The sequence below is a fragment of the Streptomyces sp. NPDC046203 genome, from assembly GCF_040646255.1.
Classification (GTDB): Bacteria; Actinomycetota; Actinomycetes; order Streptomycetales; family Streptomycetaceae; genus Streptomyces.
Window position 1 is genome coordinate 232,748 of the sequence record NZ_JBEYZX010000001.1, and the last position, 19,735, is coordinate 252,482.

General features: G+C 73.6%; 16 protein-coding genes. 8 read left to right on the plus strand and 8 right to left on the minus strand.

Features of this window, described 5'->3' with window-relative positions:
- Window positions 1–219 precede the first annotated feature (219 nt).
- The gene (locus ABZ990_RS01030) at window positions 220–1,314 is read right to left on the minus strand and encodes a sulfite oxidase (protein WP_361223220.1); all 1,095 of its coding nucleotides are present in this window, start codon (window positions 1,312–1,314) and stop codon (window positions 220–222) included.
- Window positions 1,315–1,502: 188 nt separating this feature from the next.
- Between ABZ990_RS01030 and ABZ990_RS01035 the strand changes: the two genes are divergently transcribed.
- A complete protein-coding gene (locus tag ABZ990_RS01035; protein ID WP_361223222.1) occupies window positions 1,503–2,669 on the plus strand; it encodes an alpha-hydroxy-acid oxidizing protein in 1,167 nt (388 codons plus the stop codon).
- A 141-nt stretch (window positions 2,670–2,810) separates the two neighbouring features.
- On the opposite strand, the gene ABZ990_RS01040 is transcribed toward ABZ990_RS01035, so the two are convergent.
- The 3 genes from ABZ990_RS01040 to ABZ990_RS01050 form a co-directional block, all read right to left on the minus strand.
- The gene (locus tag ABZ990_RS01040) at window positions 2,811–3,275 is read right to left on the minus strand and encodes a DUF6114 domain-containing protein (RefSeq protein WP_361223224.1); all 465 of its coding nucleotides are present in this window, start codon (window positions 3,273–3,275) and stop codon (window positions 2,811–2,813) included.
- Between the two features lie 2 nt (window positions 3,276–3,277).
- Complete coding sequence (locus ABZ990_RS01045) at window positions 3,278–3,943, minus strand: DUF6230 family protein (RefSeq protein ID WP_361223227.1); 666 nt, start codon at window positions 3,941–3,943, stop codon at window positions 3,278–3,280.
- A 185-nt stretch (window positions 3,944–4,128) separates the two neighbouring features.
- Entirely contained in the window at window positions 4,129–4,830 is a 702-nt protein-coding gene (locus ABZ990_RS01050) for a TetR/AcrR family transcriptional regulator (RefSeq protein WP_361223230.1), read from the minus strand.
- 760 nt (window positions 4,831–5,590) lie between these two features.
- On the opposite strand from ABZ990_RS01050, the gene ABZ990_RS01055 reads away from it, so the two are divergent.
- Entirely contained in the window at window positions 5,591–6,253 is a 663-nt protein-coding gene (locus ABZ990_RS01055) for a Tat pathway signal sequence domain protein (protein ID WP_361223231.1), read from the plus strand.
- A 94-nt stretch (window positions 6,254–6,347) separates the two neighbouring features.
- Here ABZ990_RS01055 and ABZ990_RS01060 read toward each other — a convergent pair whose 3' ends face one another.
- Window positions 6,348–7,706 carry a N,N-dimethylformamidase beta subunit family domain-containing protein gene (locus tag ABZ990_RS01060; RefSeq protein WP_361223683.1) on the minus strand — a complete coding sequence of 453 codons (1,359 nt, stop codon included), beginning with the start codon at window positions 7,704–7,706 and terminating at the stop codon, window positions 6,348–6,350.
- A 694-nt stretch (window positions 7,707–8,400) separates the two neighbouring features.
- On the opposite strand from ABZ990_RS01060, the gene ABZ990_RS01065 reads away from it, so the two are divergent.
- Window positions 8,401–8,904: a DUF4232 domain-containing protein gene (locus tag ABZ990_RS01065; RefSeq protein WP_361223234.1), complete on the plus strand. Its 504-nt coding sequence runs from the start codon at window positions 8,401–8,403 to the stop codon at window positions 8,902–8,904.
- 138 nt (window positions 8,905–9,042) lie between these two features.
- A complete protein-coding gene (locus ABZ990_RS01070; protein ID WP_361223237.1) occupies window positions 9,043–9,651 on the plus strand; it encodes a DinB family protein in 609 nt (202 codons plus the stop codon).
- A 34-nt stretch (window positions 9,652–9,685) separates the two neighbouring features.
- Here ABZ990_RS01070 and ABZ990_RS01075 read toward each other — a convergent pair whose 3' ends face one another.
- Both ABZ990_RS01075 and ABZ990_RS01080 read right to left on the minus strand, forming a co-directional pair.
- Window positions 9,686–10,108 carry a hypothetical protein gene (locus ABZ990_RS01075; RefSeq protein ID WP_361223240.1) on the minus strand — a complete coding sequence of 141 codons (423 nt, stop codon included), beginning with the start codon at window positions 10,106–10,108 and terminating at the stop codon, window positions 9,686–9,688.
- Between the two features lie 117 nt (window positions 10,109–10,225).
- Window positions 10,226–13,309, minus strand: coding sequence for an AfsR/SARP family transcriptional regulator (locus ABZ990_RS01080; RefSeq protein WP_361223243.1), 3,084 nt, complete (start codon window positions 13,307–13,309; stop codon window positions 10,226–10,228).
- A 715-nt stretch (window positions 13,310–14,024) separates the two neighbouring features.
- Here ABZ990_RS01080 and ABZ990_RS01085 point away from each other — a divergent pair.
- The 3 genes from ABZ990_RS01085 (at window position 14,025) to ABZ990_RS01095 (ending at window position 17,122) form a co-directional block, all read left to right on the plus strand.
- Complete coding sequence (locus tag ABZ990_RS01085) at window positions 14,025–14,672, plus strand: hypothetical protein (RefSeq protein WP_361223246.1); 648 nt, start codon at window positions 14,025–14,027, stop codon at window positions 14,670–14,672.
- Window positions 14,673–14,833: 161 nt separating this feature from the next.
- Entirely contained in the window at window positions 14,834–16,057 is a 1,224-nt protein-coding gene (locus ABZ990_RS01090; protein WP_361223249.1) for an LCP family protein, read from the plus strand.
- A gap of 195 nt (window positions 16,058–16,252) precedes the next feature.
- The gene (locus ABZ990_RS01095; RefSeq protein WP_361223252.1) at window positions 16,253–17,122 is read left to right on the plus strand and encodes an SDR family oxidoreductase; all 870 of its coding nucleotides are present in this window, start codon (window positions 16,253–16,255) and stop codon (window positions 17,120–17,122) included.
- Window positions 17,123–17,139: 17 nt separating this feature from the next.
- Here ABZ990_RS01095 and ABZ990_RS01100 read toward each other — a convergent pair whose 3' ends face one another.
- Window positions 17,140–18,144, minus strand: coding sequence for a helix-turn-helix domain-containing protein (locus tag ABZ990_RS01100; protein WP_361223255.1), 1,005 nt, complete (start codon window positions 18,142–18,144; stop codon window positions 17,140–17,142).
- 155 nt (window positions 18,145–18,299) lie between these two features.
- Here ABZ990_RS01100 and ABZ990_RS01105 point away from each other — a divergent pair, with 155 nt between their 5' ends.
- Window positions 18,300–19,712, plus strand: a complete 1,413-nt coding sequence (locus ABZ990_RS01105; protein WP_361223257.1) for an aminopeptidase P family protein — start codon at window positions 18,300–18,302, stop codon at window positions 19,710–19,712.
- Window positions 19,713–19,735 lie beyond the last annotated feature (23 nt).

Here is a 19,735-nt window from a genome sequence, read left to right on the forward strand (position 1 = left end):
CCCCGGGGCGCCCCGCCGAACCCGCCGAACCCGTCGGACCTGCCGATCCCGCCGGGCCGAGAGCGGACGGAGGAGCAAGGGAAGGTCCAGGGCCCACCCTCGCTCCCCGTTTGCCGCCCGCTCTCGCTCCGCCCCGGCCTGCCCAGGGCCCACGCGCGGCGGCCCCGCCCTGGCGAGTGCAGTCGAACGGCCGCCCCGAGCACCGGTGTTCCGGCCGGCTCAGACCACGACCACGTCGGCGACCGCCACCGCGTTGCAGCCGTACCCGCGCGCGTTCCACGGCGCCCGCGTCGGCTGGACCGCGCCCTCCGCGTCCGTCGCCCGGGCGAGGATCCGGTACCGGCCGGGGGTGCGCGGAGTCCAGCGGAAGGACCAGTCCGTCCAGACGTACGGGCCCGAGGGGCGGTCCAGTTCGGCGTCCTGCCACCCGGTCTCCGGCTCGCCGGGTTCGTCCTCGTGCACCGCCCGCACCTCGACCCGGCGCACGGCCACCCCGCCGCCCGACCACGCGTGCCCGCGCACCTCGGTCTCCTGCCCGCGCCGCAGATCCTCGTCCGGTTCGGGGGCGGTGATCAGGGACTTGACGAGCAGTTCGCCGACCGGCCCCTCGGTGCGGCCGTCGGAGTCGACGTACATGTACTCCTCCGTCTGGAAGACTCCCTCGAACGGTTCGGTGACCGCCCGCGCCCCGGTCAGCCACTTCACGTCGGCCACCGCGAACCGGCCGGGCACCACCAGCCGGACCGGGGCGCCGTGCGCGGGCGTCAGCGGCGCGCCGTCCAGCCGGGTGGCGAGCAGGGTGTCCGGATGCAGGGCGAGCGTGCGCGGCAGGCTGCGCGCGAACGTCGTCCGCCGGCCGTGCACCATCCCGGAGTCGGCTCCGGTGAAGACGAATTCGACCGTCGTGGGATCCAACCCGGCGCGTTCGACGAGGGATTGGAAAGGTACTCCCTCGAACCGGGCGCAGCCGACCGCCCGTTCACCCCACGCAAGACCGGGCGCAGGCGGAGTCATCCGAGTGCGCCCGTTGCCCGCGCACTCCATCACCACGTCCACCTCCCGGTGTGGGAGCGCGGTCAGTTCGTCGTAGCCGATGCTGTACGGCGTGCCCACCGCGCCGTCGATCCGCAGCCGCCAGCGGTCCGCCGGAAGGTCCGGGACATCGAAGTGGCTGCGGACGAAGAGGGCGTCGGCGGGCGTGAGACGCGGGACGAGCGCGGCCGCCGGCGTCTGGGCGTTGTAGGGGTCGGAAGTCACCGTCTCGGGGGACCAGGCGGTGGCGCCGGGGCCGGGGGGAGGTACGGAGAGATACATGGTGCGCCAGGCTACGCCGGGTACCGCGTGAGGCAAGGGAGCGCCATGCGGCGTACGGGACCGGCCCGGCCGTCGCCACCGCCCCGGCCCGCCGGATCCGGGGCATGGCCAAGCGCTCTACCCGGCGGTAACGTCCCTGCCCGGCGGCCGGCGATCCCAGACCGGTCGAGGGGTGCGGGGAGCACGCGATGGACCAGCGGTTCGGCGACTACCAGAACGAGATCTACCTGAACGGCCTCTTCGGTACCCTGCCGAAACTGCCGATGACCTTCGCCGAGCTGGAACGGCGCGCCGAGGCCGCGCTGCCGTCGTCCGTCTGGTCGTACGTCGCCGGCGGCGCGGGCGACGAACACACCCAGCGCGCCAACACCGAGGCGTTCACGCGCTGGGGCCTGGTGCCCCGGATGATGGTGGGCGCCACCCACCGCGACCTCGGCGTCGACCTGTGCGGGATCGCCCTGCCCGCCCCGCTGCTGATGGCGCCCGTCGGTGTCGTCGGCCTGTGTGCCCAGGACGGACACGGCGATCTAGCCACCGCGCGCGCCGCCGCCCGCACCGGCGTTCCGATGATCGCCTCCACCCTGAGCGTGGACCCGCTGGAGGACGTCGCCGCCGAGTCCGGCGCCACCCCGGGCCTCTTCCAGCTCTACACGCCGACCGACCGGGCCCTCGCCGAGAGCCTGGTGCACCGGGCGGAGACGGCCGGTTACCGGGGCATCGTCGTCACCCTCGACACCTGGGTGACCGGCTGGCGCCCCCGTGATCTCGCCACCGGCAACTTCCCCCAGCTGCGCGGCCATTGTCTGGCCAACTACACCTCCGACCCGGTGTTCCGGGCCCGTCTGGCCAAGAGCCCCGAAGAGGACCCGCAGGCCGCCGTCCTGGAGTGGACCGGCCTCTTCGGCGCCCCGCTCACCTGGGACGACCTTCCCTGGCTGCGCTCGCTGACCGATCTGCCGATCCTGCTCAAGGGCATCTGCCACCCCGAGGACGTCCGGCGCGCCCGGGACGGCGGCGCCGACGGCGTCTACTGCTCCAACCACGGGGGCCGGCAGGCCAACGGGGGACTGGCCGCCCTCGACGCCCTGCCGGACGTGGTCGCCGCCGCCGACGGCCTGCCCGTGGTCTTCGACTCGGGCGTCCGCAGCGGCGCCGACGTGGTCAAGGCGCTCGCGCTCGGCGCCACCGCTGTCGCCGTCGGCCGCCCGTACGTCTACGGGCTCGCCCTCGACGGCACCGACGGTGTCGTCCACGTCCTGCGGTCCCTGCTCGCCGAGGCCGATCTGCTCATGGCCGTCGACGGCTATCCGTCCCTCGCGGACCTCCGGGCGGAGGGTGCCCTGCGCCGGCTGTGACGGCCGCGACGGGCTCGGGCGGGGAGATCGGGCGCACCCGCACCCGCACCCGCACCAGGGCCCCGGCCCTCCCGAACGCATCGGGTGGACCGGGGCTTTGGGGTGTTGTCCGGCGGATCTCGGCCGGGCCCCAGGGGTCGGCTACGCGGGCCGGCTCTTACGGCGCCAGGAGCGCCGGGGACGGTCGGGCACCCAGCCGAAGACCAGGGTGCTGCCGATCAGACCGAAGAGCATGCCGATGAAGAAACCGCCCAGGTTCGACGTCACCCAGGTGGCCAGTGAGGCCAGGACGCCGATGATCGAATAGAACAGCCGCTGGCCGGGGTTGACCACGACGAGCAGTCCGCAGACGATCATCATGATCGGCAGTACGTACCCCGCCAGGCTGTCGGCGCCGGCGGCGAGGATCACCGAGACGCTCGCCCGTTGGGTGAGCAGGATCTCCGCGCCGCCGAACGCCAGGGCGAGGCCCGCCCCGAAGGGGCGCCGGTGGCGCCAGGTCCGGAACGCCCGCCAGGGGTGCCGGCGGTCGTCGGGACGTGCGTCCGCCTCGGCCCGAGGGGCCTCGGGGACGTCCGCCGCGGCCTCGTCCGTGCCCGGTGCCATGGTCAGCAGCCCTCCGAGCTGAAGTTCATGTGGAGGTCGGGCAGGGTGAACCGGACCGCCGTGGTGGCGTAGTTGGTCTGGCGGAAGTCGTTCATCTCCACCGTGTCGGCCTGCTGGCCGAAGGAGCCGAGCGGGCCCTTGATCGGAGGCTTCTCGTACTCGCTGGCGTCACCGCCGATCTCGATGTTGTCGAAGCTCGCCGACTTGCCGGTGATGTCGGTGGAGTCGGTGGTCAGACCGGTCGCCTCGACCGGGCGGCCCTTCTTCCCGCCCGCCGTGATGTGCAGGTAGGTGCCCCCCAGCGCCACGCTCTGGCACAGATTGGTGATCTTCGCCTTGCGGATCGCGGTCACGATGGTCAGCACCTGGCCGCCGGTGTCGCCCGCGTTCGGGCTGTTGTCCGCCATGTTGTCGATGGCGCCCCACTGCCCGAAGCCGTCGCCCTTGAGCGAGTCGCCGGCGACGACGAACGGCATTCCGGAGATGGCGAACTGGGCGGCGAGAGCACCCTGGGCGGTGAGGGCCACCAGCGTGCCGGCGGCGAGGAAGGCGGGGACCCCCATGAGGGCCGCGCGACGGTAGCGCACCCCGCCCCGTCTCTCCTGGCCGGCCGCGGCGGGCGGGCCGCCGGGCGAGTCGGGGGTGGTGGTGTCTTCGGACAGGGCCATGCGGTGCTCCTGACAGTGATGAGGAAACAGAGCGCGGCTTCGTCCTGGCGCGGACCGGTTCCCCCCACCCACCCTGGGTCTTCCTGGTAACGCGCGGAGGCAGCCGTGCCGCAAGGGAACCGATTCGGACCGTACGCGCGGTAACAAGTCACGTCAACTGCCCAGTAACCAAACGTTCTTGACGATCATTCGGAAACCGGAAAAGGTGCTGTGACCACATGGACGAGAACGTCCAGAAGCGGATCGGGACCGGCCGCCGACCTGCCCTCGGGCAGGGTGAACCGCCCGGCGTCGACCGCCCGTTGCACCGCCGCGTGGACGGCGCCGACGACCGTGTCCACCAGCTCGTCGCGCGCCATTCCGGGCGGACCGGGCGGGGCATCCCTGAAGAAAGGGCGGAATCCGGCCAGAAGTTCCGCCCGCGCCCGCCGCCCCGCGGGCCCCAGGGACTCGATCTCGACCGCCATCGTCGCGAAGGCGGGCGTCTGGGCGAGCAGAGTCAGCAGCGCGCGCAGTCCGGCGCGGACGGCGGTCGGCCAGTCCGCCGCGCCGCCCGCCTCGTCGTAGGCCCGCTGCATGGCCCGCACCACGGTCCGGGTGCCACCCCGGAAGGCGGCGAGCACCGCGTCCTCCTTGCCGGAGAACAGCTCGTAGAAGACGGGACGGGTCACCCCGGCGGCCCGGCAGATGTCGCTGATCCGGGCGCCCGCGTAGCCGTTCGCGGCCACTGTGCGGGCCACGCCGTCGAGCAGTCGCTCGCGCTGACGCGACGCCACCTGCTCGGGCGTGAGCCGGCGCGGTCCCGGCCGCAGCGAGCGCTCCGGCTCACGTCCCGTGCGGGCGCCTGGCAGGACGAGATCCCCCTCGGGGCAGCGAGCACTCGTCATCGGCCACATCCTTCTGCGGTTGTTGACGTCGGATACTCGGCGGGTTTACAACCCTCGTGGGTTTTCCTTTCGGTGCACCGGGAGAACCGGTGGTGCCGCACCCCGCGGGACGGGATGCGCGCCGCCGAATCCCGTACACCGAGTATTACGCTCCACCCCGTATCGCGACACCGCCGCCGGAGACCCGTGGCGCCGGATCCCCGGCGGCGGCCGTCGTCGCCGTGCCGCGTCCGCGTCCGAGTCGCCAAGTCGGTGGTCAGGTAAGGCCGTTCGCACGGATTTCGGAACCAGGGCTATCGCGGAGCACGCACCACCTGCATCATGTTCCACCCGCACCATGTTCCATGCGGACCTCGTTCCGAGCGGACCTCGTTCCGCCGGCGCGACCGACCAGTTCCGCGGAGCGGCACACGTGCGACCACGAGCCATGGGCGCACGGCGTGACGCCGCTCCGTCCCGCTTCGAGTGTGTCCCGTTCCGGGTGTGTCCCGGACCGTGGGTGCGGCCGTGCGTGTGCCGTACGCCTTCGGAGCGATCCCGTACGGCGTGCTCGTCCGTTTCCACCCGTACCGCCGCACCGCCGCACCACCCGAAACGCCGTCCCACCCGCACGGCTGTGTCGCCGTACCGCAGCGCCGTACCCCCGTACCGCCGTTCTGCCGTACCGCCCGGGTGCACCGCCCGCGTCCCCACGCGGGCCGCGGTCACCCACACCGACCGCCGAACCACCCCACCCTCCGCCCTGCGTGAAAGGACCCCCATGAACAAGCGTCTGCTCTCCGTCGCCTTCGGTGCCGCCTTCGCCGCCGCGCTCGCGGTGACCACCTCCGCCTCCGCCACGACCGCCGCCGCCGGCGTCCTGACCGTCGGCAGCCCGACCGGCCCGGCCGTCGCCGCGAACGACAGCCTCACCGCGTCGCTGGCCACCGGCACCACCGCGAAGATCGCCACCACCGCCGGCGGCAGCACCGGAATCACCTGCACCACCTCGGGCTTCGCGGCCACCGCCAACACCAACCCGGCCGCCCCGGGCACCGCCACCGAGACGGTGACCTCCCACACGCTGGCCAACTGCACCACCAACATCGTCGGCGCGACCGGCGTCCAGAGCATCACGGTGAACAACCTGCCGTACAAGGCATCCGTGACCTCCGGAGGTTCGCTCACCGTCACGGCGGGCACCGCCGGAGCCATCCAGACCACCCTCAAGATCAACACGATCCTGGGTGTGACGACCTGCGTCTACCAGGCCGGCAACCTCACCGCGACCCCGTCCAACACCGACAACTCGCTCACCTTCCAGGACCAGTTGTTCAGCAAGACCAGCGGCCCGGTCACCTGCCCGAGCAGCGGATACTTCTCCGCGAAGTACGGCCCGGTGCTGGACGCCACCCAGGGCAACGGCGCGGTGTTCGTCAACTGACCCTCCCCGCCCGAGAGACGACCCCGGCGCCGCACGGCCCGGGGTCGTCCCCGCGCGCGCCGGGCGTCTCCCGTCAGCCGTGCGTCCCGGCCCGTCATCCCCCGTACACCTCAGGGGTGTTGGGCCGCGGTGCGGGACGGTGCCGGGCGGCCGGGCCCTCGGCGAAGGCGCGCAGGAGGTTCTCCGTCGTCCGGGTCGCGAAGGCCCGGGTACGGGCGTCCATGCCGTGGTCGCGGCCCCCGTCCGGAGTCCCGGCCATCAGGGCCTCCACCCATCGCATGGTGCCCGTCGCGAAGACCCCCGCCCCGCTCTTCGCGGTGTAGTACGCCGAATCGCTGTGGCTGCGGCTCTTCTTGCACACCAGAGGAGAGTGGGCCGTGATCTCCAGCGGCCCGGGGACGGTCGGGCCCGGGGTGACCCGGTCGTACTCCACCCCGACCAGATGGGCGAAGCCGTCGCCGCGGCGCACCTTCGTCCCCTCGTACACCCAGTGGTCCGCCGCGTGGACGACGTAGGGCGCGTCCGTCGGATATCCCTCGTAGAGCACACCGGTCAGCGAGGACTCGGGGTCGGGCGCCGGGGCCGTACGGAAGTCCGTCGTCACCAGGGAGGGTTGGGAGGCGTACAGCGGGTCGGACCGGCAGGAGGACTTGTAACAGACCACCGTCCGCCCGGGCCGCGCTCCGTCCGGTTCCAGACGGACCCGGCGGAAGCAGGTGTTGGCGCCCAGGAAGGCCAGATTGGTGCCGGCGTCCCGGGCCCGGGTGACGTGCTCACGCTGCTGCGGGGTCCAGTACTCGTCGTGCCCGAGACAGACGACGGCGGCCGCCCCGACCAGCACCTCGGGGGAACGGTGTACGTCGACCCCGGTGGTGTACGCGAGGGGAATGCCGAGCCGCTCGGCGAGAACCACCGCTGCCCGCTCGTACGCCAGGAACTTCTCCGCCCCGTCCAGGTCGTAGGGGCGGTCGAAGCTCACGGCGAGGGACCGGGTGTCGTAGTTGCCGAAGGGGCCCTGATAGAGGCTGTAGCCGCCCCACCGGTTGTACGCCTGCCAGGTCGCGGGCGCGTGCATCAGCACCGTACGGCCCGCGCCCCGCGCGGAGCGCACGATCAGCGGGACATGCCGCTGGTGCCCGTCCTGCGAGTCGAGCCGCAGCAGATACGCGCCCTCCGGCCAGCCCGTCGTGTCGAGCCCGAGGGTGCGCCGCCAGCCCGCGTGGACCGTACGGGTGGCCGGTACGAGGCGAGGCTGCGCCTGGACCCGGCCCGGAACGCGCCCGGATCGCCACACCAGCCGGGCCTCGTCGCCCCCGTACCAGCCGATGCGGAACGCCGAGACCCGGAAGGACGGGGCGGTCGTCGAGACGTACAGTCCGCACTCCTCGCCCGGGAGCACGCTCACCCGGTCGGTGTACCCGAGGACGGCCGGCGCCGGACCCCGCGACCGGATACGCCAGTCGTGTGTTCCCTGGCGGTCCTGCTCCGTCTCGGCCCGGGGCGAGGCCGCCGCCGCGCGGTCGCGGGCGGTGCGGGCGGACGGGGCAGGGGCGCAGGCGCCGACGGTCGCCGAGGCGAGCCCGACGCCCGCCCTGAGGAGGGTTCTGCGGCCCGGCGCGGCCCCGCCGGACGGCTGGTGCCGCTGGTGCCGCGGGGTTTCCTGCCCGTCGGGGCCCACGTCGCCTCCCGTGTGTCCGGTCCCCGCCCTCCGGTGCCCTGCGTCCGGTGCCCGGCTTCACGGGTCACCGCCCCCGTGAGCAGCGTGGCACGGCGCGGAGGACTCGGCCGGACGGGAGGGCGGTGCCGGAGGAGGAGAGGGAGGGCGTACGGGCGGGGGTTCCGAGGGCTTCAGCGCGGGGAAGCGGGGTGGCCGGTCGCAGCACTGGGAAAAGCCCATCCCCGACGCTCTCCACCGTTCACATGTGCGGTGCCGCGAGCATCACCCCGGCTGCCGCGAACGGGAGGCGCGGGGTCGCCGTTTCGGCGGCATCGTCGCCCGTCCCTCTCTCTGCGGTCATCCGAGCCGGTCCGGAGTCGGCCGTGACGATTCCGGGACATTCCCGGTCAGCGTGAGCGGGAACGGATCGTACCGACCATGGTCCGGTGCGGCACTCGCGCGGGGCCATCGCGCAAGGCAAGGAGTGCCCATGCATCCCGACCGCAAGTCCGTCGTCATCCTCGCCGCCGTCCTGCTGGCCGCCACGGCCCCCGCGGTCGCGCAGGCATCCCCGGCGACGGGGCGCGGTACCGCCCCCTCCGCGTGCCGGCCGGCCAACCACACCGCGAAGATCGCCGAGGCACCCGCCAGCGCGGGTCACCACCACTATCGGGTCACCCTGACCGCGCCGCGCGGGTACGACCCCTGCCGGCTGGCCGGTTCGCCGACCGACGCCCGGTTCCTGCGCCAGGGCAAGCCGTCCGGGATCACCGCCGGCCGTTACGGCGAGCAGGGCATCGCGGTGACCTTCGGCCCCGGCCACCCGGTGCACTTCGACGTCCAAGTCCCCAACGACGCCCGCCAGGTGCCGGTGGACGAGATGTCCTTCACGCTCCAGGCGCCGGGCGGGCAGATCCCCGGTTCGTCCTTCGCCGAGGGCGCGATGAACATCGCGGCCGGAACCCTCATCGGCCCTGTGGAGCAAGGGTCCTGAGGACCGAAGACGGGGTCGGCTCCGGCGGTCGTGGTGCCGCCGGGGCCCGTCCTGTCTCCGGCATGGTCCGGCGGTCGCGATCGAGTGGATCCCTTGACCGCGTGCCGACTGTCAGTGGTCGATGCGAGACTCGGCCCCATGAAGCTCGATGATCCCAAAGACGACCTGCACCGCTACCTCAACAACGCCCGCGAGGCGGTCGTCTGGAAGCTGGACGGACTGTCCGAGTACGACATCCGCCGCCCGATGACACTGACCGGCACCAACCTGCTCGGCCTCGTCAAGCACCTCGCCTGCGTGGAGTTCGGGTACTTCGGCCCGGTCTTCGGCCGCCCGCACGGCGAATCCCTGCCCTGGGACGAGGACATGGACGCGGACGCGGACGTCGAGCCCAACGTGGACATGTGGGCCACGGCCGACGAGTCGCGCGAGGAGATCCTCGGCCTCTACCGCCGCGCCTGGGCGCACACGGACGCGACGATCGAGGCGCTGCCGCTCGACACGGTGGGGTACGTCCCCTGGTGGGGCGACAAGGGCGCCGCGACGCTCCAGCGGCTCATGCTGCATGTGACGGCCGAGACGCACCGCCATGCCGGCCACGCCGACATCGTCCGCGAACTGATCGACGGCAAGACCGGGATGCGGGAGGGCGCGGACAACATGTACGGCGGCGACGAGGCGTGGTTCCGGGAGTACCGAGGCCGTCTGGAGGAGGCCGCCAAGGAGGCCCAGGCCAAGCGGGGTTGAGGAAGTGGGCCCCCGGTGGACCGGGGGCCGTCGCTCAGCGGTAGTCCTCCGGATGGGCCTGCATCCAGGTGTTGATCCGGTCGCGGGTGTCGAAGAGTTCCTTCTGGTGGGTGCGCAGGTTCTCGGTGGAGGTGTCCCGGCCCAGGGTCTCGTTCAACTTCCCGATCATTTCCAGGGGTTCGGCGAAGTGTGAGGATCCCTGCGGGTCCTCGCGCATGGCGCGGTCGAGATTGCCGAGTTCCAGATGGACGCGGTCGAGGTTGTCGCCGCAGTCCGCGCAGGGCGCCACCAGGGTGGTCTGAAGGCCGGCGAAAGCGTCGCGGACCCGGGTACCGGTGAACTCCTGGGCCGTATCGGGACCGGAGGCTGCCGAGCAGGACACCGTGAGGCAGGTGAGGGCGGCGACGGCAGCGGCGGCGATACGCCGGAGCCGGGGGTACGTGGATGCTGCGGACAAGGTCCCCCCCTTGATCGACAAGTCCGCCGACCCTACCGGGACGTGAGCCTCCTCGCCCGCTCGGCCCGGCTCTCGCCGGCCCCTGCGGACCCGCTGACGGCCCCCGCTATGGCCCCGCTACGGTCCCGGCACGGCCTCCGGCCGGACGCCGGGAGCCGACTCGTGAAGCCCGTCAGGCCCCTGAGGTCCGTGGAGCCCGTGGAGCCGGTGGAGTTGGGTGTCCGCGCGCAGCACGCTTTCCTGGTAGCCGTGGGCGAGCCCCAGCCGGCGGGCGCGCGCGAGCACGGCTCCGGCCTCCTCCGTCCGGCCCAAGTCGAGCAGGGCTGTGCCCGCCGTCGCCGTCAGCATGCTGTGGCGGACCCCCACCAGACCGTTGACGGTGTCGCCGTCGAGGGCGAGCCCGCGCTGGGCGCAGTCGAGCGCGGCGGCCGGGTCACCCGCCGCCAGAAGCTGCCGGGAGCGGTGCTCCAAGGCCAGCAGCTCGGTCATCACGTCCCCGCTGCCGTGGACGAGTTCAGCGGCCCGGGCCGTGAGCGCCAGGGACTCCTCCGTCACCTCGTGCCGGTCGAGCGCCACCGCCAGGTTCACCAGCGCCGTCGCCTCGCTGGACTTCTCGCCCGCGCGGGCCGCGAGGGCGGGGGCGAGCCGCAGATGCGTCAGGGCCTCGTCGAGCCGGTTCTCCTGGGTGAGGACCCAGCCGAGCAGCGCGCGGGCGCGGGACTCGGCGTCCGCGTCGCCCGCCCGGGCAGCCGAGTCGACGGCGTCGTCGAGCAGTGGCGCCCAGCCGTCGTGGCTGTTCCACAGGATGTACGGCCACTGGAGTATGCCGAGCCGCCAGGCCCGGTCGTGCAGTCCGGCGGCCCGGGCGGCGGCGACGGCCGCGGCGAGGTTGTCGCGTTCGGCCGCGTACCAGAGCAGCGCCGCGTCCCGGCCCGCGAACCGCACCGTGCTGCCGGTCAGTCGGGCGTCGGCGGGCGGTGCGCAGCAGTCGTGGTCGTCGGGCTCCGCGATCCGCGCGGCGGCCATGGCGGTGAGCGTGTAGTGGTCGAGCAGCCGGACCAGCCCTTCCCCGTCGGGGGAGAGGCTGCGCGCGTAGAGCCGCACCAGATCGTGCAGGGTGTGCCGGCCCGGCGCGTACTCGGTGAGCAGATGCGCGTCGCACAGCCGGTCCAGGGCCTCGGCGGCGGCCGCGGGGGTGTGGCCGAGCAGCGCGGCGGCGGCGTGCCGGTCCAGATCCGGTCCCGGCGCCGAGCCCAGCCGCCGGAACAACAGCGCGGCCGAGTCCGGCAGTTGCTGCACGGTGACCCGCAACGCGGCCGCCACCCCCTGCCCGTCGGCGCCCGCCGATCCGTCGTCCACCGAGAGCAGCGCCAACCGCCGCTGTTCGTCGGCGAGTTCGGTGGCGAGATCGGCGAGCCGCCAGTGCGGGCGGGCGGCGAGCTGGGCGGCGGTGACACGCAGCGCGAGCGGCAGCCCGTCACAGAGTTCGGCGAGCCTGCGGGCGGCGGCCGGTTCGGCGCCGATGCGTGCGCCGCCGACCGCGGCGGCCAGCAGCGCGGCCGACTCGTCGAGTCCGAGCACCCCGAGCGGCACCGGCCGGGCCAGCTCGGTGACCACCAGGCCGCCGAGCCGCAGTCGGGAGGTCACCACGGCGGCGCTGTCCGGACCCGCGGGCAGCAGCGGCCGGGCCCGGTCGGCGCCCCGCACATTGTCGAGGACGACGAGCAGCGCCCGGTCCTCGGTCAGCGAGCGGTAGAGCGCGGCCGCGGCCGTCGGCGACTCCGGCACCTCACGGGGCGGCACCCCGAGCGCGGGCAGGAACTCGCGCAGCACCTCGGCGGCGTCCACGCCGTCGCCGTCGCCCGGTCCGAAGCCGCGCAGATCGGCGTAGAGCACTCCGTCCGGGTACCGGTCGGCCCGCCGGTGCGCCCAGTGCAGGGCGAGCGCGGTCTTGCCGACGCCGGCGGGGCCCGTGACCAGCGCCACCCGGGCCTCGTCCACGGCCGCGTCGAGCGCGACCAGTTCACGTTCGCGGCCGAGGAAACCGCGCGGGGTGCGGGGCAGCAGATCGGGCGCCGGCAGCGGCGGGGGAGTGGCCGCAGCCGGGCGCACCGGCGACGTCGGCCGCCCGTGCGAGGGCTCGCCCGCCGTATGCCCCGCCGCGTGACCGGTCGCGTGACCGGTCGCGTGACCGGTCGCGTGACCGGTCACGGGGACGGCCGGGTCCGGGCCGTCCGCTCCCGGTTGCGGCGCGGGAGCCGGGACACGAGCGGAGGGGCCCGGCGCCGTCGTGCCCGGGCCGCCAGCGTCGGACGCGTCCGCACTCGCCGCCTTGGCGGTCCCCGTGACACCGGCTGTCCCCGCGGTCGCCGAAGCCGCGTCAGCCGCTCCCGCCGCCGGGGCCCAGGGGGTGCCGGCGGGTGCCTCGGGACCCGGCCAGGACACGGTCTGCGCGGCCGACGGCAGCCCGCGGAGCACCGCCTCGTACGCCGCCCGCAGCGCGGGCCCGGGATCGACGCCCAGGTCGTCCGCGAGCTGGGTGCGCGTGCGGTGGTAGCAGTCCAGGGCGTCCGACTGATGTCCGGCGCGGTACAGCGACAGCATCAGCGCGGCGAGCAGCGACTCCCGCAGCGGGTTCGCCGCCGCCTCGGCGCGCAGCAGCGCCGCCGCCTTCACATGCTCGCCGAGCCGCCCGTACGCGGCGGCCAACTGCTCCACGGTGACCAGACGCGTCTCCTCCAGTGCCTGCGCCGCCACCAGCAGCGGTTCGCTCGCCACCGTGCCCGTCAGCGCGGGCCCCCGCCACAGCGCGAGCGCCTCGCGCAGCATCAGGACCGCGTCCCCCGGGTGCTTCTGATGCCCGGCGAGCTGGACCAGTTCGTCGAAGCGGTGGGTGTCCAGGAACTGGTCGGGCATGCGCAGCTCGTACGCCTGGGTATGGGTGGCCAGCTCGATGCCGTAGTCGTCCGCGCCGCCCTGCTCGAACAGCGCGCGCAGCCGGGACACATGGCCCTGGACGACGGTACGGGCCCGGGCCGGCGGCTCCTCCTCCCACACCGCGTCGATCAGCCGGTCGACGGGAACGGCGGAATTCGCGCGCAAGAGCAGCGCGGCGAGCACACTGCGCCGCTTGGCGGGGCCGAGCGGCAGCTCGCCCGCTTCGGCCGCGATGGACACCGTCCCGAGCAGGCGGAACTCCACCCGGCCCTCCCTTTTTCTGTGATCCCGTGGGGCTTCCAGTATCCCCGCGCCCCCATGCGGCGACGTGGCCGGACCCCTCCGGATGTCCGGATACGACCGGATCGAGCCGGGTTCGGGTCGGAACCTTTGCCGGACCGTTGCCGGATTCCTCCCGTACGCCCGGCGGTGCCGTTCCTACGTCAAGCCAGGGCCCGATCATCGCCGGATCGTGTGGCTTGGGGCCGGATGACCATGGAATCGGGGGCGGGACACGGCAAGATCGGTGCAGCCGGGTCGCAGGTACGAGGGCCGTGGGGGCTCTTGGACCCGGCGCACCACGAGCGTCGTGCGCCGACATCGCCGCTCTCCGCCGCCCCCGGAACGAGGCTCCGCTCCGGGGGCGGCCCTGGTGCCGGGACCGCCCTCCCTCTCGTCAAGTACGTAAACAGGGCACGTGTTCTGACGTGATGTCAGGCATGGCGCAAAACTTGTCTGGACGCTGCTACCGGCCGGTTCTACTCTCAGGCCACTTCGCGTGCGCCCCCACCTCACGCGCTCCCGCGAACGCCGTACCGCGCCCGGGAACGTCCCCGCACCATGCACGGCGCACGTCCGAACGCACCGTGCACCGCGCACGTCCGAACGCACGCGCACGTCCCGCACCGCGTACGGCGCATCACGCACCAAGCACCCGCACCTCCTCGTATCCCCACCCTCCGAACCCGAGGAGATCCCCATGTCCAAGCTGCTCGTCGCCGCGACCGGGCTCGCCGCCGCCACCGCCCTCACCTTCGGCGGCACCGGCATCCAGGCCGCGTCCACCACCGTGCTCCCGGCCGGCCACTCCTTCGCCGCCAAACTCACCGGCAACGCCACCTTCACGGCCGGCTCGACCACCATGACCTGTACGGTCTCCGCGTCCACCGGCGCCACCAACAAGGTGCCCGCCGCGCCCGCCAACCACAACGACGCCGGGGCGGTCTCCCTCCCCATCAACCCGCCCACCTTCAGCGGTTGCAGCACCAGCATCTTCGGCGTCAGCGTCACCGTCACCACCAACTCCACCAACGGCGCCTGGGCACTCACCACCCAGAACGGCTCGCCGGCCACCGCCGGATTCACCATCCCCAAGGGCGGCGTGGTCCTCAAGACCAGCGGGCTCGCGTCCTGCACCATCACCGGCTCGCCCAGCGGTACCACCGCCGTGAACGGCGGCTGGACCAACGGCGCCCCGTCCACCCTCGCCATCTCGGGCGCGGCCGTACCCGCCACGGTCACCGGCGGCCTGCTCTGCCCGACGGGCAGCCAGTCGGCGAACTTCAGCGCCACGTACCAGATCACCGACACCACCGACGCGGCCCAGCAGATCACCGTGACCGGCTGACCCGTCCGATCGCGGGACCGTCCCCCACCGGACCCTCCCGCTCCTCTTGCCCGACCCGCCCCGTACCGCGCTCCCGTCCGGCATCCTGGTGGCTCTGACGGAGGTGCCGGGCGGGGCGTGCCGGGCACGGCGGGGGCGGGCAGCGGAGGGGAACCGTGGCCATGAGCGAGTACGACGAGCAGGGAACGGGTGCCGGCGGCGCGGGTATACCGGCCGGCCAGGACCGTCCGGAGAGCCCGGAGAGCCCGGAGAGCCCGGAGAGCCCGGACGGCCGGGAGCACCGGAAAGGTCCGGACCTCCCGGCCGCCGACGACGGCCCCGACGGCCCGGAGAACCCGGACACGGATACGGACACAGGCACGGATACGTCCCCCACCGCGTCCGACGGGCCGAACCGCCGACGGCGCCGGCGCCCGAGGGGCCGGACGGTCCTGCTGGCCGCGCTCTGCCTGTTCGTCGGCGCCCTCCTGCTCACCGCGGGCACCGGCTACTGGGCGTACCGCCACTACACCGGCCGGGTCCAGCGCATCCCGCGCACCTTCCCGACCGGTGTGCCGGTCCCGGCCGCCTCCAAGGGCGGCCAGAACTTCCTGCTCATGGGGCTCGACTCGCGTTCCGAGGTCCCGACGACCGGCAGCGACGCCAAGGGCAGGCTGTGGACGTACGGCGACCAGCGCAGCGACGCGATGATGCTGGTGCACATACCGGACGACCACTCCGCCGCGTACGTGGTCTCCCTGCCGCGCGACTCCTGGGTGGACATCCCCGGCAAGGGCCGCGCCAAGCTCAACGCGGCCTTCTCCTGGGGCGGACCGCCCCTGCTCATCGACACCGTGCAGCGCCTCACCGACGTCCGCGTCGACCACTTCGCCGTCATCGACTGGAACGGGTTCCGCAAACTCACCGACGCCGTCGGCGGCGTCGACATCCTCATGACCACCGGCGAGCGCCGGCACATGAACGGCGCCGAGGCCCTCGCCTACGTCGGCGAACGCAAGAGCCTGCCGAACGGCGACTTCGACCGCACCCACCGCCAGCAGAACTATCTGCGCACCGTCCTGGAGAAGGTGATGTCCGCCGACTCCCTCAAGGACCCCCTCCAGCTGAAGAAGACCCTCGACATCTTCACCGAGACCGTCTCCGTCGACGAGCGCTTCGGCGACGGCGACATGCGCGAGCTGATCTGGAACATGCGCGACGTCCGTGCCCGGGACATGACCTTCATGAACGCCCCGGTGAAGGGCACCGGCACCGAACGGGGCCAGTCGGTGGTCCGCCTCGACCGGGCGCGCTGCGACGCGCTGTGGCGGGCGTTCAAGGACGACGAGGTCGCGGCGTACGTACAGACCCACCCGCTCGACCTGCTCCGCCCGGCTCCCCACTGACGCCTGCCCCGGCGGGCCCCGGGCCCTGCCGGGCTCTCCCGGCATCCGGACGGTCCGCCGCGTCCGGACGGTCCGCCGCCGTCCGCGCGGGTGCGCCGCGCCCGGGCCCGGGGTCGAATGGGGAGGGCGGCGGCACGCCGGGGCCGGGTGCCGGACACGGCCCCGGGGCCAGGACGGAACGGAGCGGAGCGGAACGTGAGCGGACTCATCGCCGTCACCGGAGCCACCGGGCGGATCGGCCGCCGGGTCGTGCGCCATCTCGCCGAGCGGGGCGCGCCGGTCCGCGCCCTGGGCCGCGACCCGGAGAAACTGGCGGCCTCACCCGCCGACGACACCCGGACGGCCGCCTACGCCGACGCCGCCGCGACGCGGGCCGCCCTCGACGGCGTACACACCCTCTTCCTGGTCTCCGCCCACGAGGCGCCGGACCGGGTACGGGACCACGCCACGGCGGTCGACGCCGCCCTCACCGCGGGTGTCCAGCGGATCGTCTACCTCTCCTATCTGAACGCCGCACCCCACGCGACCTTCACCTACGCCCGCGACCACTGGCACACCGAGCAGCACATCCGCGCCACCGGCGTCCCCTTCACCTTTCTGCGGGACAGCGCCTACCAGTCCGCTCTCGCCGCGATGACCTCGCCCGACGGGGTACTGCGCGGCCCCGCCGGGGACGGCCGGGTGGGTGCCGTCACCCACGACGACGTGGCCGCCGCCGCGACGGCGGTCCTCCTCGGCGACGGCCACGACGGCGCCACCTACGACCTGACCGGCCCCGAGGCGCTCTCCTTCGCCGAGATCGCCGCCGCGCTCGGCGCGGCCGCCGGGCGCGAGGTCGTCTACCGGGCGGAGAGCCGTGACGAGGCCTATGCCTCGCGGGCCGCCGAGCAGGCCCCGGACTGGGAAGTGGACGGCTGGGTCACCTCGTACGAGGCGGTCGCGGCGGGCGAGATGGACGACGTGTCCGACGACGTCCGCGACCTGACCGGGCGTCCGCCCCAGTCCTTCGCCGGCTTCCTCGCCGCGCACCCGCACGCGTACCGGCATCTGCTGCCCCCGGCATAGGCGGGCGCCCGCGGCGCTCAGAGCCACCCCGAGCGCTGCGCCTGGAGCGCCATCTGGAACCGGTTCGCCGCGCCGAGCCGGGCCATCAGGACCTGGAGACGGCGGAACAGGGTGCGCCGGCTGACCCCCAGCTCGCGCGCGATCACCTCGTCGCTCGCGCCGCCCGCGAGCAGCCGCAGCAGGGTCCGGTCGGCGGGCCCGGGCCCACTCGGGCCGCCCGTCGTCGCCGGATGACCGCCGTACAGCGGCAGCGCGCGGTGCCACGACTGGTCGAAGAGGGCCACGAGCGCCGAGAACAGCCCGCACGGCTGCACCACCAGCATCGTGTGCACCGCGTCCGCCTCCCGGATCGACAGCGACACCAGGGCGCAGGCGTCATCGATGATCAGGAGCTTCACCGGCACCGACGGCAGCACCCGCGCCTCCTCGCCGGCCGCGACGCACGGCTCGATGGAGTCCTTGAGATGCCCCGGGTGCTCCAGGGACTCCCGCGCGTACACGACCTGCTGCCGCACCCCGCGCGCCAGGGTGGCCAGCGCGTCCTCGGCGGCGCCGGTCATCCGCGCGTACGGGGGCGACTCCAGCTGCCGGATCCGCGTCCGCGCGCTCGCCCACGCCAGCCGCATCCGGGGACCGATCGCCTCGCCCGTGACCACCTCCACCAGGTGCTCGTCGTGCCCGGGCAGACGGCTCCTGCGGTACGACTCGAACGCGCCGCCCACCGCGACGCGCGACTCCTCCAGCTCCGCCGCCCGGTGCCGGGCCAGTACCTCCAGACCCGCCGCCGGCGGCACCGGAGCCACCTGGCCGGCATCCCCGTCCGCCGGGCGGGCCAGTCCGGCATCCACCAACTCGCCGTAGGCAAGCGCGAGTTCGAGGTCCGTCAGATCGCCGAGAGCGGTCTCGGCGCCGATGGCGGCCAGCGGGGCCGGTGCCCGGTCGAGCAGGGCGAGGTAGACGCGGACCGCGTGATCCCCCACCCCCAGAAGGGTGAGGGCCCGGCCGAGCTTCTCATGTGTCATGCGCGCATTATCGCCACCCCCTTCGCTCGCCTCGTGGCCGATCGGTGCCAGTGGCACTTCTGTGCCCCGCCGGCCCGCCGCGAGGGCTACCGTCGGCGTGCCGCCGCCCGTCCGGGGCGGTGCGGCCCACACCCACGTCGTTGAAGGGGCACAACGTGTCGAAGGCCCGCAAGAACGGTCTGTACACCGAGATATCCGGCGAGCTGTCCGCGCTGATGCGCACCGGCTGGGCGGACACCGAACGGCACGACCTCACCCTCGACCCGCAGGCGGAGTACGCGGCCCGCCGCCGGGACGCGCTCTCCGCCCGTTTCCCCGGCGAGCGTCTGGTGATCCCCTCGGGCAACCTCAAGATCCGTTCCAACGACTCCACTTACCCCTTCCGGCCCCACTCGGCCTACGTCCACATGACCGGCGACCTGGCCCGGGACGGCGCGCTCGTCCTCGAACCCCGCCCGGACGGCGGCCACGACGCGTACTGCTACCAACTCCCGCGCGACGCACGGGACTCCGACGAGTTCTGGATCGGCTACACCGCCGAACTGTGGATGGGCCGCCGTCGCTCCCTCGCCGAGTCCGAGCGTGTCCTCGGCCTGCCCTGCCGCGACGTCCGCGCCGCGGCGAAGGACCTCGCCGCCGTCACCGGCGTTCCCACCCGGGTCGTGCGCGGCGTCGACCCGGCCCTGGAGGCCGCCCTCACCACCGACGAGGAGCGCGACGACGAGCTGGAGGAGGCGCTCGACGACCTCCGGCTCGTCAAGGACGCATGGGAGATCGGCGAGATGCGCCGGGCCGTCGACTCCACCGTCCGCGGTTTCACCGATGTCGTCGGCGAACTCTCCCGCGCGGTCGAGACCTCCGAGCGCTGGATCGAGGGCACCTTCTTCCGCCGCGCCCGACTGGAGGGCAACGACGTCGGTTACGGCTCCATCTGCGCCGCCGGCGAGCACGCCACGATCATGCACTGGACCGACAATGACGGCCCGGTCCGCCCCGGCGAACTGCTGCTGCTCGACGCCGGCGTGGAGACCCGCACCCTCTACACCGCCGACGTCACCCGCACCCTCCCCGTCAGCGGCACCTTCACCCCCGTGCAGCGCAAGGTGTACGACGCGGTGTACGCGGCGCAGGAGGCCGGCATGGCGGCCGTGAAGCCGGGCGCCGCGTACCGCGACTTCCACGAGGCGGCCCAGCGCCATCTGGCCGCCACGCTCGTCGAGTGGGGATTCATCGAGGGTCCCGCCGACCGGGCGTACGAACTGGCCCTCCAGCGCCGCTTCACCATGGCCGGCACCGGTCACATGCTCGGCCTCGACGTCCACGACTGCGCGCGGGCGCGCCACGAGGAGTACGTGGCCGGAGTCCTGGTCCCGGGCATGGTGCTCACGGTCGAACCCGGTCTGTACTTCCAGCCCGACGACCTCACCGTCCCCGAGGAGTGGCGCGGCATCGGGGTCCGGATCGAGGACGACCTGCTCGTCACCGAGAGCGGCCACGAGAACCTGTCGGCCGCACTGCCCCGGAGCGCCGACGAGGTCGAGGCGTGGATGGCCCGCCACATGGGCTGAGCCGGGGGCATTCCGCCGGATCC

Excerpts from the sequence above, each read along its gene's own strand:
- ABZ990_RS01030 (WP_361223220.1), bottom strand. The coding sequence starts at position 1,314 with ATGTATCTCTCCGTACCTCCCCCCGGCCCCGGCGCCACCGCCTGGTCC.
- ABZ990_RS01035 (WP_361223222.1), top strand. The coding sequence starts at position 1,503 with ATGGACCAGCGGTTCGGCGACTACCAGAACGAGATCTACCTGAACGGC.
- ABZ990_RS01040 (WP_361223224.1), bottom strand. The coding sequence starts at position 3,275 with ATGGCACCGGGCACGGACGAGGCCGCGGCGGACGTCCCCGAGGCCCCT.
- ABZ990_RS01045 (WP_361223227.1), bottom strand. The coding sequence starts at position 3,943 with ATGGCCCTGTCCGAAGACACCACCACCCCCGACTCGCCCGGCGGCCCG.
- ABZ990_RS01050 (WP_361223230.1), bottom strand. The coding sequence starts at position 4,830 with ATGACGAGTGCTCGCTGCCCCGAGGGGGATCTCGTCCTGCCAGGCGCC.
- ABZ990_RS01055 (WP_361223231.1), top strand. The coding sequence starts at position 5,591 with ATGAACAAGCGTCTGCTCTCCGTCGCCTTCGGTGCCGCCTTCGCCGCC.
- ABZ990_RS01065 (WP_361223234.1), top strand. The coding sequence starts at position 8,401 with ATGCATCCCGACCGCAAGTCCGTCGTCATCCTCGCCGCCGTCCTGCTG.
- ABZ990_RS01070 (WP_361223237.1), top strand. The coding sequence starts at position 9,043 with ATGAAGCTCGATGATCCCAAAGACGACCTGCACCGCTACCTCAACAAC.
- ABZ990_RS01085 (WP_361223246.1), top strand. The coding sequence starts at position 14,025 with ATGTCCAAGCTGCTCGTCGCCGCGACCGGGCTCGCCGCCGCCACCGCC.
- ABZ990_RS01090 (WP_361223249.1), top strand. The coding sequence starts at position 14,834 with ATGAGCGAGTACGACGAGCAGGGAACGGGTGCCGGCGGCGCGGGTATA.
- ABZ990_RS01100 (WP_361223255.1), bottom strand. The coding sequence starts at position 18,144 with ATGACACATGAGAAGCTCGGCCGGGCCCTCACCCTTCTGGGGGTGGGG.